At 69.4% G+C, this 15,670-nt stretch carries 17 protein-coding genes; 8 read left to right on the top strand and 9 right to left on the bottom strand.

What is annotated here, in order from left to right:
- Nucleotides 1–13 precede the first annotated feature (13 nt).
- Nucleotides 14–1,789 carry a cutinase family protein gene (locus A8G18_RS18805; protein WP_064065060.1) on the bottom strand — a complete coding sequence of 592 codons (1,776 nt, stop codon included), beginning with the start codon at nt 1,787–1,789 and terminating at the stop codon, nt 14–16.
- Nucleotides 1,790–2,119: 330 nt separating this feature from the next.
- On the opposite strand from A8G18_RS18805, the gene A8G18_RS18800 reads away from it, so the two are divergent.
- The 3 genes from A8G18_RS18800 to A8G18_RS18790 all read left to right on the top strand — a co-directional run bounded on the left by A8G18_RS18800 (nt 2,120) and on the right by A8G18_RS18790 (nt 4,932).
- Entirely contained in the window at nt 2,120–3,205 is a 1,086-nt protein-coding gene (locus A8G18_RS18800) for an S-(hydroxymethyl)mycothiol dehydrogenase (RefSeq protein ID WP_064065059.1), read from the top strand.
- Nucleotides 3,202–3,837, top strand: a complete 636-nt coding sequence (locus A8G18_RS18795; RefSeq protein WP_064065058.1) for an MBL fold metallo-hydrolase — start codon at nt 3,202–3,204, stop codon at nt 3,835–3,837. Before A8G18_RS18800 ends, A8G18_RS18795 begins: the two co-directional genes overlap by 4 nt.
- Before the next feature lie 72 nt (nt 3,838–3,909).
- Complete coding sequence (locus tag A8G18_RS18790) at nt 3,910–4,932, top strand: CobW family GTP-binding protein (protein ID WP_064065057.1); 1,023 nt, start codon at nt 3,910–3,912, stop codon at nt 4,930–4,932.
- Between the two features lie 15 nt (nt 4,933–4,947).
- Here A8G18_RS18790 and A8G18_RS18785 read toward each other — a convergent pair whose 3' ends face one another.
- The 4 genes from A8G18_RS18785 to A8G18_RS18770 all read right to left on the bottom strand — a co-directional run bounded on the left by A8G18_RS18785 (nt 4,948) and on the right by A8G18_RS18770 (nt 9,196).
- A complete protein-coding gene (locus tag A8G18_RS18785) occupies nt 4,948–6,381 on the bottom strand; it encodes a DEAD/DEAH box helicase (RefSeq protein WP_064065056.1) in 1,434 nt (477 codons plus the stop codon).
- A 223-nt stretch (nt 6,382–6,604) separates the two neighbouring features.
- Nucleotides 6,605–7,018: a molybdenum cofactor biosynthesis protein MoaE gene (locus A8G18_RS18780; protein ID WP_064065055.1), complete on the bottom strand. Its 414-nt coding sequence runs from the start codon at nt 7,016–7,018 to the stop codon at nt 6,605–6,607.
- Nucleotides 7,011–8,009, bottom strand: coding sequence for a bifunctional molybdenum cofactor biosynthesis protein MoaC/MoaB (moaCB, locus tag A8G18_RS18775; protein WP_064065054.1), 999 nt, complete (start codon nt 8,007–8,009; stop codon nt 7,011–7,013). The genes A8G18_RS18780 and moaCB overlap by 8 nt, the downstream gene beginning before the upstream one ends.
- The gene (locus tag A8G18_RS18770; protein ID WP_064065053.1) at nt 8,006–9,196 is read right to left on the bottom strand and encodes a molybdopterin molybdotransferase MoeA; all 1,191 of its coding nucleotides are present in this window, start codon (nt 9,194–9,196) and stop codon (nt 8,006–8,008) included. The genes moaCB and A8G18_RS18770 overlap by 4 nt, the downstream gene beginning before the upstream one ends.
- Nucleotides 9,197–9,325: 129 nt before the next feature.
- Here A8G18_RS18770 and moaA point away from each other — a divergent pair, with 129 nt between their 5' ends.
- Both moaA and A8G18_RS18760 read left to right on the top strand, forming a co-directional pair.
- Nucleotides 9,326–10,384 carry a GTP 3',8-cyclase MoaA gene (gene moaA, locus A8G18_RS18765; RefSeq protein ID WP_064065052.1) on the top strand — a complete coding sequence of 353 codons (1,059 nt, stop codon included), beginning with the start codon at nt 9,326–9,328 and terminating at the stop codon, nt 10,382–10,384.
- On the top strand, nt 10,377–10,655 hold the full coding sequence (locus tag A8G18_RS18760; protein WP_064065051.1) for a MoaD/ThiS family protein: 279 nt from the start codon (nt 10,377–10,379) through the stop codon (nt 10,653–10,655). Before moaA ends, A8G18_RS18760 begins: the two co-directional genes overlap by 8 nt.
- Here the strand turns inward: A8G18_RS18760 and nadE are convergent.
- Entirely contained in the window at nt 10,652–11,488 is an 837-nt protein-coding gene (gene nadE, locus A8G18_RS18755) for an ammonia-dependent NAD(+) synthetase (RefSeq protein WP_064065050.1), read from the bottom strand. The genes A8G18_RS18760 and nadE overlap by 4 nt on opposite strands.
- Before the next feature lie 65 nt (nt 11,489–11,553).
- Between nadE and A8G18_RS18750 the strand changes: the two genes are divergently transcribed.
- Nucleotides 11,554–12,354, top strand: coding sequence for a fructosamine kinase family protein (locus A8G18_RS18750; protein ID WP_064065049.1), 801 nt, complete (start codon nt 11,554–11,556; stop codon nt 12,352–12,354).
- Complete coding sequence (locus A8G18_RS18745) at nt 12,351–12,899, top strand: nucleosidase (protein ID WP_064065048.1); 549 nt, start codon at nt 12,351–12,353, stop codon at nt 12,897–12,899. The genes A8G18_RS18750 and A8G18_RS18745 overlap by 4 nt, the downstream gene beginning before the upstream one ends.
- 21 nt (nt 12,900–12,920) lie before the next feature.
- Here A8G18_RS18745 and A8G18_RS18740 read toward each other — a convergent pair whose 3' ends face one another.
- The 3 genes from A8G18_RS18740 to A8G18_RS18730 are packed head-to-tail and all read right to left on the bottom strand — an operon-like array spanning nt 12,921 to nt 14,838.
- Nucleotides 12,921–13,337, bottom strand: coding sequence for an META domain-containing protein (locus A8G18_RS18740; RefSeq protein ID WP_245207913.1), 417 nt, complete (start codon nt 13,335–13,337; stop codon nt 12,921–12,923).
- Nucleotides 13,338–13,361: 24 nt separating this feature from the next.
- Nucleotides 13,362–14,150, bottom strand: coding sequence for an META domain-containing protein (locus A8G18_RS18735; protein ID WP_064065047.1), 789 nt, complete (start codon nt 14,148–14,150; stop codon nt 13,362–13,364).
- A gap of 4 nt (nt 14,151–14,154) precedes the next feature.
- Nucleotides 14,155–14,838, bottom strand: a complete 684-nt coding sequence (locus A8G18_RS18730; RefSeq protein ID WP_064065046.1) for a TetR/AcrR family transcriptional regulator — start codon at nt 14,836–14,838, stop codon at nt 14,155–14,157.
- 89 nt (nt 14,839–14,927) lie between these two features.
- Here A8G18_RS18730 and A8G18_RS18725 point away from each other — a divergent pair, with 89 nt between their 5' ends.
- Entirely contained in the window at nt 14,928–15,485 is a 558-nt protein-coding gene (locus tag A8G18_RS18725; protein WP_064065045.1) for an NAD(P)H-dependent oxidoreductase, read from the top strand.
- The last annotated feature ends 185 nt before the right edge of the window (nt 15,486–15,670 follow it).

Below are 15,670 nucleotides of genomic sequence, written 5' to 3'. Positions count from 1 at the left end.
TACCCGAGGTGGGTCAGGCAGCCGGCCGGATCGACGTCGTCGTCGGAGCGACGGTCGTCGTCGGCGTTCCGGAGGAGGTGGTCTCCCCGGCTCCCGTGGTGGTCTCACCCGTCGCCGGGGTCGTGCTCTCCGACGGTGCCGGTGCCGGGGCCGGGGCCGTGGTGGTCACCGGGGTGGGCGTGGCTGCCGGCGCACCGGCTTCGGGTGCGAGCGGGGCCACCGGCGCGGCGGGATCGCCTGCGGGTGCCGGTACGCCGTCGACGGAGGCGGGCACGCTGCTGTCGACGACCGCCGCACCGTCGGTCTCGGTCGCGGACGGCGAGATTTCCGGTGTCGTGGACGCCTCGGCCGTCTCGGCCTTCGCCGTCTCCTCGGCGATCAGGAGGACTGCGGCCTGGTCGACCTTCTTCGGGTCGACCTTCTTGCCGTCCTTGGCCTCCTTGGCCAGGTGCTCGAGCCATGCGGCGGCGTACTCGACGGTGGACGTGCCCTTACCGTCGATGTCGTCGTCCCAGTAGTCGAAGTGGTGACCGTAGTGGTCCCGGGTCTCCTCGTTGTAGCCGAAGGTCTGGTCGTAGGGGTCGGCGAGCACCACCGCGAGGGTGTTCTGGTTGCTCCTGATGAACCCGACGACCTCCTTGACGATCTTCTCCGGCAGGTACGCGAGGTTCGACAGACGCTCCGCGGGGATCGGGGCCTCGGCACCGCTCTCGCCGGTGGCGTCGGAGGCCACAGGCGTGGTGGGGCGTGCGGTGGCGGGGTCGTAGCTGGGGTCGGAGACCTTGATCAGCACCTCGAGGAAGGTCTCGTCCGAACGCATCCAGTCCGGGTTCGCCGAGATGTCGGCGAGGGCGAGCAGCGCGACCCTGCCCATGACCTGGGCCAGGTCGGCGCCCGTCGCGGGGGTGAGACCCTCGCGCTCGAGCGCATCACCGTTGACCTGACGGCCCACGTTCGCGAGCAGTTCGATCAGCGCGATGTTCTCGGGTGCCGAACAGGTGAAGTCGCCCTCGGAGCAGAACGACGCAACCTTGCCGGCGAGCTTGCCGAAGTCGCCGCTGGTACCGGGAAGCACTCCGCGGCCGGGGACGGGATCTGCACCCGGCTGGTACGGACGGTCGAAGCCGTCGGGGTTCGTGCCGTTCTGCGAACCCGGGAAGAATCCTTCGCCTTCCTTGCGGCCGGCGTCGGAGAGGATGACGACGCCGCTGACGGCGTCGGGATCGATGATGTCCCAGGAACCGTCCTCGCCCTTCTCCTGCGCACCGATCTGCATCGCGGCGCGGCGCGCGACGTCGGCGCCCTCACTGAAGCCGACGATGGCGAACTGGGTGTCGGGGCAGGACCGCCGGATGGCCTTCATGACCTCGATGGTGTTCTCGGCGCCCTTGTCCACCGCGTTCTCGTAGCTGGCGAGGTCGGCCGGGTACTCGATGTAGATGGCCGCGTAGCCCTCGCCGTTCGCGTGCTCTCCCATCGGGGCGTTGATCACCGGATCCACCCACATACTGTTGTAGGCGCCCTGCTGGCCGGCAGGAAGCCTTTTGCCGTTCTCGTCGACGAGCATCTTCGACTCGTCGCGAGGGATGTCGCCGCGACCGCCGATGCCCAGGCTGACCATGTCGTGACATTCGGTGGTCTTCGCGAGGCCGGCGAGATACGGGTCGGCCACGGTGGGGGTGTCCTGCTGGGGTAGCACGATCGCGGCCGCTGCCACGACTCCGAGTGCGGTGGGAGCGAAGACGCCGGCGAGAATTCTCCGACGCGACAGCGACTTTCGAAGTGCCATGGGCCTCTACCAATCCGTTTCTCACCGAGGAATTGCCGGTCCGCCGAAGTGCGACGGGTCGTAACGGATTTCGTGAAGGCCGGTCGGAGCGTTACATGGAGACGGCTTTTCCGAGGTGGCGGCGGTGAACACTTCTGTGAGCACCGGACGCGGAATCCGAGGGAAATACGCCAATCGGGCAATGGGGAAGTCGGATGGCCTCCTGGCCGTTCGGCGGGGTCGGACCCGTCGAACGATCAGGAGCAGAGCGTCGCGGGAGTGGCTAGGGTCGGAATCACCGGAAGTCGGAATCACCGGACACAGCCGGTCGCATCACGAAACGGAGACACCATGTCGCAAACAGTCCGCGGAGTCGTCGCTCGCTCGAAGGGAGCGCCTGTGGAGGTCGTGCCCATCGTGATCCCCGATCCCGGACCCGGTGAGGTCGTCGTCGCGATCGCCGCGTGCGGGGTGTGCCACACGGATCTGCACTACCGCGAGGGTGGCATCAACGACGAGTTCCCGTTCCTGCTCGGCCACGAGGCCGCCGGTGTCGTCGAGTCCATCGGTGAGGGTGTCGACTCCGTCGCCGTGGGCGACTTCGTCGTCCTGAACTGGCGCGCGGTGTGCGGACAGTGTCGCGCGTGCAAGCGCGGTCAGCCGCAGTACTGCTTCGACACCTTCAACGCCACGCAGAAGATGACGCTCGAGGACGGCACCGAGCTCACCCCGGCGCTGGGCATCGGCGCGTTCGCCGACAAGACCCTCGTGCACGCCGGCCAGTGCACCAAGGTCGACCCGAGTGCCGATCCGGCCGTCGTGGGCCTGCTCGGTTGCGGTGTCATGGCCGGTCTCGGCGCCGCCGTCAACACCGGCGGAGTGTCGCGTGGCCAGTCCGTCGCGGTCATCGGCTGTGGCGGTGTCGGCGACGCCGCGATCATGGGGGCGCGTCTGGCGGGCGCAGGCACGATCATCGCCGTCGACCGCGACGACAAGAAGCTCGAGTGGGCCACCGATCTCGGCGCCACCCACACCGTCAACTCCACCTCGGTCGACGCGGTCGAGGCGATCAAGGAACTGACGGGCGGTTTCGGTGCCGACGTCGTCATCGAGGCCGTGGGCCGTCCGGAGACCTACAAGCAGGCCTTCTATGCCCGCGATCTCGCCGGCACCGTCGTCCTCGTGGGTGTGCCCACCCCGGACATGACCCTCGAGATGCCGCTGATCGACTTCTTCTCGCACGGCGGCTCGCTCAAGAGCTCGTGGTACGGCGACTGCCTGCCCGAGCGCGACTTCCCGACCTACGTCGACCTCTACCAGCAGGGGCGTCTGCCGCTCGAGAAGTTCGTCACCGAGCGCATCGGCATCGACGACGTCGAGAAGGCCTTCGAGACGATGCACCGCGGTGAGGTGCTGCGTTCGGTGGTGGTCCTGTGAGCACCTCTCCGATCCGCGTCGACCGCGTCGTCACCTCGGGCACCTTCGAGCTCGACGGCGGCGAATGGGAGGTCGACAACAACATCTGGCTCGTCGGCGACGACTCCGAGGTGGTCGTCATCGATGCCGCGCACACCGCGCAGCCGATCATCGACGCCGTCGGTGGGCGGAAGGTCGTGGCGATCGTATGCACGCACGCCCACAACGACCACATCACGGTGGCGCCCGAACTGTCGGAGAAGCTCGACGCGCCGATCCTGCTCAGCCCGGCCGACGACATGCTGTGGGAGATGACCCATCCGGGTGTCGCACACGGCACGCTCGAGGACGGGGAGCGGATCCGGGTTGCCGGCACCGACATCCAGGCGATCGCCACACCGGGTCACTCACCGGGCTCGACCTGCCTGTACCTGCCGGAGGCGGGTGAGCTGTTCAGCGGCGACACCCTGTTCTCCGGCGGGCCGGGCGCGACGGGCCGCTCGTTCTCGGACTTCCCGACCATCATCGGGTCGATCCGCGACAAGCTCTTCGTCCTGCCCGCGGAGACCACGGTCCACACCGGTCACGGCGACGGCACCACCATCGGTACCGAGTCGCCGCATCTCGAGGAGTGGATCAAGCGCGGCAGCTGATGCCGCCGGTGCGCGGTTCCGGTAGCGGCGGCTACCGGAACCGCGCACGCGCACACCGCTAGTCTCACCTTCATGGCGAAGAAGCAGATCCCGGTGATCGTGGTGGCCGGATTTCTCGGCGCGGGGAAGACGACGCTGCTCAACCACCTTCTGCGTAATACCCGCGGTGCGCGGATCGGCGTGATCGTCAACGACTTCGGCTCGGTCAACATCGATTCCATGATGGTCGCCGGGCAGGTCGACTCGATGGTTTCGCTCAGCAACGGATGCCTGTGCTGCGCAGTCGATGTCAGCGACATGGACGCGATGCTCGACAAGCTCGCCCACCGCTCGTCCGATCTCGACGTCATCGTCGTCGAGGCCAGCGGACTCGCCGAGCCCCGCAACATGATCCGGCTCGTCGCCGGCTCGGAGAACGAATACGTCACCTACGGCGGCCTCGTGCTCGTCGTCGACGCGGTGGAGTTCGCCGCGACCGCAGCGCAGCATCCCGAACTCGAACAACACGTCGCTCTCGCAGATCTGGTGCTGGTCAACAAGACCGACCGCATCGACGGTGACGCTCACGACGATCTGCTGACCCGCCTGTGCCGGCTCAATTCCCGCGCGGCGGTCGTCTCCACCGACCACGGCCGCATCGACCCGGCGCTGTTGTTCGACATCCCGGAGCGTCCGGATCCCCGGCCCGGGGAACAGCTCACCCTCGACGAACTGCTCTACGAGCAGGACGAGCACGACCACACCCATCTGCACGAGGGCTACGACGCGATCACCTTCGAGGCCGCAGATGCACTGCACCCCCGCGTGCTGGTCGATTTCCTCGAGAACCAGCCCGCAGGGGTGTTCCGTATCAAGGGATATGTGCGTGTCACCGCCGGATTGCACACCGCCGACTATCTGGTGCACACCGTGGGCGACCACATCCGGTTCGACACGGTGGGCCGACGGGACGATGTGCCCGACGGGACGCAACTCGTCGTCATCGGCGCCGATCTCGACGCCGACGACGTACGGGAGCGATTACGGCGCTGTGTGCCGACCGAACCGGTGTCCGCGGACGCGATGTACGCGATACACCGGTTCACACCCCGCTGACGCGGGCGGTCGGACTCAGCGTGCAGCGGAGGTGCGGCGCTGGGGGCGGCGGCGGCCACCGGTTGCGGCTGCGGCGCCCTGACCGGCCGAACGCTGACCGCCGGTCGCACGCTGTCCTCCCGAGGAGCGCTGTCCATCCGCGGAACGCTGTCCGCTCGAGGAGGAGCGCTGCCCCGAACCGGAGCGCTGGGTGGAACCCTGACGGGGAGCCGACGTCCGCCGACCGCCGCCGTTGCGCTGCGGACGCGACGGCGCGGCAGCCTGCTTCGGAGCCGGCGGAACATGCGGCGCGATCTCGCCGACGAGCTCGAGCACGTGCTCGGAGTCCGCTGTCACCTTCACCGGGGTGACGTCGATCGCGGCCTTGCGCATGATGGCCGCGAGATCCTTGCGCTGGTCGGGCAGCACGACGGTCACGACGTCGCCCGTGCTGCCGGCGCGGGCGGTACGGCCCGAGCGGTGCAGGTATGCCTTGTGCTCGGCCGGAGGATCGACGTGCACGACGAGTTCGACGTCGTCGACGTGGACACCGCGCGCCGCGACATCCGTCGCGACGAGCACTCGGGCCTCACCCGACGAGAACGCGGCGAGATTGCGGTCGCGGGCGTTCTGCGAGAGGTTGCCGTGCAGGTCCACCGCCGGGATACCGGAGTCGGTGAGCTGCTTGGCGAGCTTGCGGGCCTGATGCTTGGTGCGCATGAACAGGATTCGGCGACCGGTACCCGACGCGAGGGTGCGGACGAGGTCCTTCTTCGCCTCCATGCCCGCGACATCGAAGACGTGGTGGGTCATCGCGGCGACGGGGGAGGTGGCCTCGTCGACCGAGTGCATGACCGGGTTCTTCAGGAACCGCTTGACGAGCTTGTCGACGCCGTTGTCCAGGGTGGCCGAGAACAGCAGCCGCTGACCGTCTTTCGGTGTCGCCGTCAGGATGCGGGTGACGCCCGGCAAGAATCCGAGGTCGGCCATGTGGTCGGCCTCGTCGAGCACCGTGACCTCGACGTCGTCGAGCGCGACGAACTTCTGGCGCATGAGATCTTCGAGGCGGCCCGGGCAGGCGATGACGATGTCGACACCGCGACGCAGGGCTTCGACCTGGCGCTTCTGCGACACGCCACCGAAGATCGTGGTGACCTTCAGTCCGGACGAATGCGCGAGCGGTTCGATCGCCGCGGCGATCTGGGTCGCCAATTCGCGGGTGGGTGCCAGGATCAGGCCGCGCGGCCGGCCGGCCGCCCGGGTGCTCCTGCCGGCGAGACGAGCGGCGAGCGGGATCGAGAAGGCCAGGGTCTTACCGCTGCCCGTGCGTCCGCGGCCGAGCACGTCGCGACCGGCGAGGGTGTCGGGGAGAGTGTCCACCTGGATGGGGAAGGGGCTGGTGATCCCGGCGTCGTTCAGCGTGGCGACGAGCGGGCGGGGTACCCCGAGATCGGAGAAGGATGTGGTCATGGAACAGCGCTGCCTTTCGATGCGGCGTGTGTGCACTCGACGGGCCGTGCCCGTGGTGCTGTGCGATCGCCGCAAGGAAAGCCGGTGCATCTGTGCGTACTGCATCTGTGCGTGCGGGCCGGGCACGATCCCGGGCCGCCGGTATCCCACGACGGTGGGTGTCGTCGTGACACCCGAACCATGTCACCCTACCGCATGTGCCGAGTGCCGCCCGCCGTCGTGGCTACAGGCCCACCCACTCCGACAGTCCCGCGGTGAAGTGCTGACGTTTCCAGATGGGCACCTCGGATTTGATGCGTTCCACCAGTTCGGCGCAGGTGGCGAAGGCTTCCGCGCGGTGTGGGGCGGCCACGGCCGCGACCAGCGCGAGATCGCCGATGGTGAGATCGCCCACTCGGTGCACCGCCGCGACCGGCAGTCCCGATGTCGCTGCGACGTCCTCGCAGCACCGCCGCAGGAAGGCTTCGGCATCGGGATGTGCCTGGTACTGCAGCGCGGTCACCGACTGCCCGCCGTCGTGGTTGCGGACGACGCCGGTGAAGACCACCACGGCACCGTGTTCGGCACCGGCCACCGCGGCGTCCACCGCCGCGGGATCCAGTGGCTCCGACGAGATCCGGGCCAGTAGTTCACTCATGAGCGCCGCCTCCTGCGACTTGGGCCAACAGATGGTCGAGGATCGGGTCGAGAGCGGCGAGACCGTCCTTCACCCCGCCGGGCGAGCCGGGCAGGTTCACGACGACCGTGCGGCCCACGAGACCGGCGACCCCCCGTGAGAGGACCGCGTGCGGGGTGGCCGCGAGTCCGCGCTGCCGGATCGACTCCGCGATACCGGGCAGTTCGCGATCGAGCAGCGCGAGAGTCGCTTCGGGGGTGGCGTCGGTGGGCGAAGCTCCGGTACCGCCGGTCGTGACGACGAGGGCCGGGCCCGGACGGACCGCGTCGGCGAGACCGGCGGCGATGTCGGCGTCCGCGTGGACGAGGGGGCCGCGGACAGCGAATCCCTTGTCCACGAGCCACGATCGGATGAGTGGTCCGGTGCGATCCTCGCGGGTGCCCGCGGCGACACCGGTCGATGCGACGACCACCGTGGCGGAGCGCCCCGACTGTTCCGGCAGTTGCTCTTCCGGCACCGGCTGCCCGTCCCGGTCGGCAGCGTCGTCGCGGGTCCAGTGGCCGCGCTTGCCGCCCTCCTTGGAGATCAATCGCACGCCGTCGAGAACGGCGGCCGGATCGACGGCTTTGACCATGTCGTGCAGGGTCAGGCCCGCGACGGCGACCGCGGTGAGTGCCTCCATCTCGACTCCGGTCGGACCCTTGGTCTTCGCGGTGCCCTCGATCGTGATCGAGGTGTCGGTGAAACCGAACATCACCTTCACCGACGACAGCGCCAGCTGATGACACAGGGGGATGAGTTCCCAGGTGCGTTTCGCCGCGGCGATACCCGCGATGCGCGCCGTCGCCAGGACGTCGGCCTTGGGCATGTCGTCGGCCCGGACGAGCGCGATCACCTCCGGGGTGGTGACGAGTTCGCCTGCCGCCACGGCGATCCGGGTGGTATCGGTCTTCGAGGAGACGTCCACCATGCGGGCACGTCCCTGGTTGTCCAGGTGGCTGAGATCGGTCACAGGATCCGTACTTTCACGAGGTCTCCGGCTTCGAGGGAGGTGGTGTCGGCGGGGATGTCGAGAAGCACGTCGGCGGCGGCGAGTCCGGCGACGAGATGCGACCCGTGCCCGCGGAAGGGGGTCACCCCGTTCTCGTCGAGCCGTCCCCGCAGGAACTGCCGGCGACCCGGGATCGACGTGAGATCGGTGGTGAGCGGTAGTTTCTCGCACACGACGGGCGGATAACCGGCGGCGGCCCGCAGTGCCGGTCGCGCGAACACCTCGAACGAGACGAGGGCGCTGACGGGATTGCCGGGGAAGGTCAGGATCGGGACACCGTCGACCACCGCGGTGCCCTGGGGTCCGCCCGGCTGCATCGCCACCGACACGAACTGCCCGCCCCGAGGCCCGAGCGTGTCCTTCACGACCTCGAAGTCGCCCTTCGACACCCCACCCGAGGTGAACACGACGTCGGCGACACCCACGGCGTGTCGGAGCATCGTCACGAACTCCTCGGGATCGTCGTGGCAATGGTCGATGGTCACGACGTCTGCGCCGTTGGCCGTCGCGCTCGCGGCCAGCGCAGGCCCGTTGGAATTGAAGATCTGGCCGGGGCCGAGTTCGCTCCCGGCCGTGACGAGTTCGCTGCCGGTCGAGATGATCGCGACCCGCGGCCGTGCACGGACAGGGATCGAGGTGAGACCGACGGCGGCGAGCGCGGCGATGTGACGGGCGGCGAGGACCGTGCCCGCGGGGAGCAGCAGATCGCCCTTGCGGACGTCGGTGCCCGCCTCACGCACGTAGGTTCCGGGCGTCACGCTGCGCTCGACGGTGACGGTGTCCGGGTCGGGGGAGAGGGTGTCCTCGACCGGGACGACGGCGTCGGCGCCGTCCGGGACGGGTGCGCCCGTCATGATCTTCAGCGCGTGACCCGGTTCGAGCACCGCGACGGTGTCGCCCGCGGCTACTACTCCCTGCACGGGCAGATCCGTGGGGATGGACGCGAGGTCGTGCGCGCGTACGGCGTAACCGTCCATCTGGGAGTTGCGGAAGGGCGGCAGGTCCAGCGGGGACTCGATGTCCTCCGCGAGTGTGCGGTGCAGTGCGTGGGCGAGCGGCACCCGCAGCGGGCTCTTCTCCCGCAACGGGCCGAGCAACTCCGCCACGTGCTGTTCGTGTTCCTCCACGGACCGCCTGCCGCTCGTCATGCCGCCATCCTAGGCACACGAGTGGCGTGCCCCACCGTCGACGATGCGCCGCGTGTGCCCCGTCTGTCCCGATGCGGTGTCACGACCATAGGTTGTAGGCATACTGGGCTGTATGAAAGCGATGGTCGTATGACAGCGGTGGACATGGGCATCCCGGTCGTGCGCGATCGCGCAGACGACGTGTCCGATCGGCCCGACGTGCCCGAGCTTCTCGACCGTTTCGGTCGCATCGCCCGCGACCTGCGGGTATCCCTCACCGAGAAGTGCTCGCTGCGCTGCACCTACTGCATGCCCGCCGAGGGACTTCCAGAGATCCCCCGCGACAAACTGCTCACGAGCGCCGAGATCGTGCGTCTGGTAGGCATCGCCACCGGTCGGCTCGGTGTCCACGAGGTGCGCTTCACCGGCGGGGAACCGCTCATGCGCCGCGATCTCGAGGACATCGTCGCCGGATGCGCGGAGCAGACGCCGGGCCTGCCGATCGCACTGACCACCAACGCGGTCGGTCTCCGGCATCGTGCACGGGCGCTGGCGGACGCCGGACTGACCCGGGTGAACATCTCCCTCGACACCATCGACCGCGAGCACTTCGCGCGGCTCACGCGCCGCGACCGGCTCGATTCGGTGCTCGACGGTATCCGGGCTGCGGTGGCCGCCGGGTTCGGACGGGTGAAGGTCAACGCCGTCCTGATGCCGGAGACGCTCGAAGGCGCGGCAGACCTCTTGGCGTGGTGCCTGGACGAGGGCGTCGAGCTGCGGTTCATCGAGCAGATGCCCCTCGACGCCGATCACACCTGGGCGCGTTCGCGGATGGTGCCGGCCCAGCAGTTGCTCGACGTGCTCGGCCGACGGTTCACGCTCACCGAGACCGAACGGGAGGATCCGTCCGCGCCGGCCGAACGCTGGCTCGTCGACGGCGGCCCGGCGACCGTCGGGATCATCGCGTCGGTCACCCGTTCGTTCTGCGGCGACTGCGACCGTACGCGCCTCACGGCCGAGGGAACGGTCCGGTCCTGCCTGTTCAGCGACCGGGAGACCGACCTGCGCGCGGCCCTGCGGGGCGGCGCCACCGACGACGAACTCGCCGCGGTGTGGCGTGGGGCGATGTGGAACAAGTGGGCCGGACACGGCATGGACGCGGCGGACTTCGCGCCGCCGCAGCGGAGCATGGGAGCTATCGGTGGCTGAGGCGACGACCGGGATCGAGGTGCGGTACTTCGCCGCGGCGGCGGACGCGGCCGGACGGGAGAAGGACACGATCGACCTGCCGGTGGACGCCGATCTCGGCGCGCTGCGCGCCGTCCTCGTCGACCGCTACGGACCCGGCATGGAGCGCGTCCTGTCGGTGGCCGCCTTCCTGCTCGAGCCCGGCGACGGCGGTACGGGCGAACTCACCCGGGACCTCGGCCGCCCGGCCGGGTCCCGAGTGGACGTCCTGCCGCCCTTCGCGGGTGGTTAACCGTTGCGCCACCAGGTATCGGAGGGCGCCACGGGCATCGTGCGCTTGTGCCGCGTGTCGAGGAACTTCGCCTCGAGCCGCTCGGCGAGGTCGTCGGTGACGTCCTTGCCTTCGAGGTAGTCGTCGATCTCGCTGTAGGTCATGCCGAGCGCTTCCTCGTCGGGCAGCGCGGGGCGGTCGTCCTCGAGGTCGGCGGTGGGGATCTTGACCCAGGTGCTCTCGGGCGCCCGGAGCTCGCGCAGCAGCGCCGCCCCCTGCCGCTTCGTCAGACCGGACAGGGGAGTGATGTCGACGCCGCCGTCGCCGTACTTGGTGTAGAAGCCGGTCACCGCCTCGGCGGCGTGATCGGTGCCGACGACGATGTGGCCGAGTTCGCCGGCGATCGCGTACTGGATCATCATGCGCTCGCGCGCCTTGATGTTGCCGCGCACGAAGTCGCGCAGACGCGTCTCGGTGCCGTACAGCGCGCGGGCCGCCTCCGAGGCCGTCGCGTCGGCGCCGGGCTTGACATCGACGCCCAGCGTGCGGTCGGCGCCGATGAATTCCAGTGCGACGAGGGCGTCGTGCTCGTCGGCCTGCTTGCCGTAGGGCAGACGGACCGCGACGAACTCCGCCGTGTGGCCCTCGGCGCGGAGTTTCTCCGCCGCGAGCTGGGAGAGCTTGCCGGCGAGCGTGCTGTCCTGCCCGCCGCTGATGCCGAGCACGAATCCCTTCGCGGGAGTGCTTCGGAGGTAGTCGGCGAGAAACTGCACCCGCGCGTCGATCTCGGCGCGTGGGTCGATGGAGGGCTTCACCCCGAGTTCTTCGATGATCCGATCGCGAAGGTTCGTCATCTGCACGACACTAGCGTTCCCGCGTTACTGCTGCGATACAACAGCGAAGAGGGCGGAGGCGAAGAATGCGGTCGGGCAGACTCTTCGGCGTGAGCACCGGAGAGCTCTTCCGCAAACACGATCCGCACGCGCACCCGGATTTCTTCCGTGCCGAGGCGGCCGGTCTGGCGTGGCTCGCCGAGACCGGTATTCCGGTGGCGGCCGTGCGGTCGGTGGGCGAGCACCACATCGAACTGGACCGGGTCGCCGAGGCGGCTCCCTCCGCCGAGGCCGCCCGGAACTTCGGTGCGGCACTCGCCCGGATGCACGACGCCGGTGCAGCCGGCTTCGGCGCGGCACCCGACGGTTACGACGGGCAGCTGTTCATCGGGCGCCGTCCCATGAGCCGCATCGTGCACGACACCTGGGGCTCGTTCTACGTCACCGAACGGGTGCTGCCCTTCCTGCGCATCGCGGTCGACGCCGGGAGCGTCACCGGCCGGCAGTGCCGCGACATCGACGCCGCCTGCGATCTCGTCGCGGCGGGAGCCTTCGACGACGACGATCCACCCGCGCGGCTGCACGGAGACCTGTGGAACGGCAACGTGCTGTGGTCCCCACAGGGAGTGGTCCTGATCGATCCCGCCGCGCACGGCGGCCACCGCGAAACGGATCCGGCGATGCTCGCGCTCTTCGGCTGCCCGCATCTGGGCCGGGTCGTCGAAGGCTACGACTCGGCGCATCCGCTGCGCGTCGGGTGGGAGCGGCGGGTGCCCGTGCACCAGCTGCATCCACTGGCGGTCCATGCCGCGGGATACGGTGCCGGGTACGGGCGGGAGCTGCACCGGGCGGCACTCGCGACCCTCGAACTCGGAGGCAGTACGTGAACGGAATCCTCGTCGTGTCCGCAACCCGCGCCGAGGCGGCGCACGTGCCCGAGCGCTACGAGACGGTGATCACCGGGATCGGCAAGGTGGACGCGGCGGTCGCCGTCACGGCGGCGCTCGCGGCGTATCCGGCGGACGCACGTCCGCTCGTCGTGAACATCGGGACTGCCGGCGCGTTGCGCACCCACCACTCGGGACTGTTCCTCCCGTCCGCCGTGCTCAACCACGACATCAGCAGCGAGATCCTGAAGAGCCTCGGTCATCCCGTGCAGGACGTCGTGCAGATCGACGACGGTGACGGCAGCGTGCTCGCCACCGGTGATTCGTTCGTCTCGGACGCCCAGATCCGCGACGCGCTGTCCGCGCGCGCCGATCTCGTCGACATGGAGGGCTTCGCGGTTGCCTATGCCGCCCGCCGCATGGGCGCGCGGTGCCGGCTCGTCAAGCACGTGAGCGACCGGGCCGACGATTCGGCGCTCGACTGGCCGAAGCAGGTCGACCGCAGCGCGCAGGAACTCGCCCGCTGGCTCGTCGAGCGTTACTGAACGATTCGCTGACGAACGATCTCAGCGCCCGTCCGTACGTTCGGTGAGGGTGACGGTCACCGCGCCGGTGGTCAGGGTGAGCACCTCCCCGTCGAGAGCCCACCGGGGTGTGCCCGCGAACAGCGTCCGTACCCAGTCGTCGGCGCCGTCGCGTGGGGATGGGCACGCCATCCTCGTGGACGCCAGGGTTCCGGCTCGGATCCGTCCTCCGGACAGGTCGGCGGTGCCCGTGAACCGGTTGCATCCGGCGGATGCGGCGAGCCGCTCCCGGGCGGGGAACGACAATTCCAGCGGGCCGCCCCCGGGGATCGGCCGACCCGTGACCTCGGTGGAGACGTAGCGGCGGCCGATCGGATCGGACGGCGATCCTCCGATTCCGCATCCGGACAGTACCGCCCCCAGAGCGAGGACGGCGACGATGCGGACTGCTCCCGGCATGCGTCTCACGGTACCGAGAACGGATCAGCGGGCCGTGAACTCCAGTCCGTCGGTGCCGTTCGGCGCGGTGAGCGTCATCGACGAACCCTCGATGCTGTAGGTGGTCTCACCTGCGAGCACCTCGAGGATATGTGTCTCGATGGTGGTGACCTCGGGGTCGGCACAGGCGGCGCGGGTCATGGTGAGCGGTTCGAACAGGACGACGTCGTCACCGACTTCCGCGGTGCCGCCGAACTCGTTGCAGCCCGTGTTGCCGGTGACGGTGCCGTCCTCGGAGAACACGAGCGTCGGCGCAGCGTTCTCCAGTGCCGTCGAGGTGGTCACGGCGTCGGCGGTGCGCAGCGACGTCACGACCCATTCGGTGCCGGCGATCGGACGGTCGGGGTCGACGACCTTCTCGTCCTCGAGGGAGACGGTGATGTCGTCGCCGGTCAGGGTGACGGAGTTCCCGTCGAGCGACCAGCGGGGTTCCGCTCCGAACAGGGCGGTGAGCCAGGCGTCGGCGCTCTCTCGCTCGGGTGGGCAGGCCATCATCGTGCTCGCGAGGTCCGATGTCTTCACCGTGCCGTCGGACAGGTCCACGCCGCCGACGAAGCGATTGCATCCGGCGGTCGCCGAGATGCGTCCGTCCTCCGGGAACGCGACCACCAGCGGTCCGTCGCCGGGGATCTGGGTGCCCGTCACGTTCGTCGACACGAAGGTGCGACCGGTGAGGTCGTCTGCGGAGTTGCCGGCCGGATCCGGCTCGGTGCTGCACGCGGCGGCCACGGCAGCCAGGCAGACCAGCGCGCATACCCGGAATGTACGAGACATGCCGTTACGGTACGGCGCTCGACCCGGATTTGCGGCTACCTCGGCCCGTGACGACGCGGTGTGCCAGTTCGGCCCAGTTGTCGGCGAGTCGGCGCAGCGGGTAGCCGAGTTCGCGCCACTGGTGGAGTACGAGCGTCGCCTCGAGCGACGCCACCAGCGAGGTCGCCAGCAATCGGGTGTCGCCGCCGACGTCGGCGGCGCGCAGCAGGGCGTCGACGTGGGCGAGCGAGACCAGGTGGGCGGGGGCGGAGTAGTGGGAATCCCCGGCGGCCTCGGCTGCGCGGAGAAGTTCGCCCTGTACCTCGACGAGTTCGATGCGGGCACGGCCGAAGGCGATCAGCCGGTCGAGGGGTTCGGCGTCCGGGCCGAGCGGCGGCGGGCCGAACAGGAAACCGTGCTGGAACTCGCGCTCGCTGTGGTCGAGCAGTGCGCGGACGAGGCCGGCGCGGGAACCGAACCTGCGGAAGACGGTGCCCTTACCGACCCCGGCACGCGCTGCGACGGCATCCATCGTCACGGCGTCGACGCCGCGTTCGGCGACGAGCAGGGTGGCGGCGTCGAGGAGGCGGGACCGGTTACGCGCAGCGTCACCCCGTTCGGAGAGTTGCTCCTCCGCCAGGGGCAGCACCCGATCGTTCGCCAGGGGCAGTGCTCGACCGTCCGCGTGCGGGAGGGGGCGGGTGTTCACAAGGTCACACACTAGCGGGGCGGGGAATAAAGCGGACCGCGGTCCGTTTAACATTGCGTAGTCAACCACTTCGACCCGAGGATGTTCCCATGACCCGAGTTCTCGCCCTCGTCGGCAGCCTGCGCGACGGCTCCGTCTCCCGACAGCTCGCCGAGACCGCCGCCGAGACCGCCGCCGAGAACGTCGAGGTGACCCTCTACGAGGGCCTCGCCGACGTTCCCTTCTACAACGAGGACCTCGACGGCGATGCGGCTCCCGCTGCTGCCGTGGCCCTGCGTGACGCTGCCGCCGACGCCGATGCGCTGCTGATCGTCACGCCCGAGTACAACGGCACCGTCTCCGCGGTGCTCAAGAACGCCGTCGACTGGCTGTCCCGTCCCTACGGGGCCGGCGCGCTGAGCGGCAAGCCCGTCGCCGTCGTCAGTCAGTCGCCCAGCCGGAACGCCGCGAAGTGGGCCCTCGAGGACACGGTCAAGACCGTCGGAATCGCCGGCGGCACGATCGTCGACGGCGGTTCGCTGTCCGTCGGTGAGACCTTCGGTAAGTTCTCCGGCGTCCACGCCAAGGAGCACGCCGAGACCGCGCAGCAGGTCGCTGCGGTCGTCGCTGCACTCGCCGACGCCACCAAGGTGCTCGCGAACGCCTGATCGGAACGTCCGCCCTCCGGCGGGCCGACCGACCCCGACACCCGCGGTGCCGGAGACTCCCGAGGTCTCCGGCACCGCGGGTGTCCGCGTCTCTGCGGGTCCGTCGCACCGCCGGAAGTTCGGCGCGTCGTGTTCTCGACGGTTCGATGCGGCCTGCAGCGGGAATGCCCCGAACACAGCCCACC

Source organism: Rhodococcus gordoniae (genome assembly GCF_001646655.1).
GTDB classification, from domain to species: Bacteria; Actinomycetota; Actinomycetes; order Mycobacteriales; family Mycobacteriaceae; genus Rhodococcus; species Rhodococcus gordoniae.
This window is presented reverse-complemented; position numbering and strand designations above follow the sequence as displayed.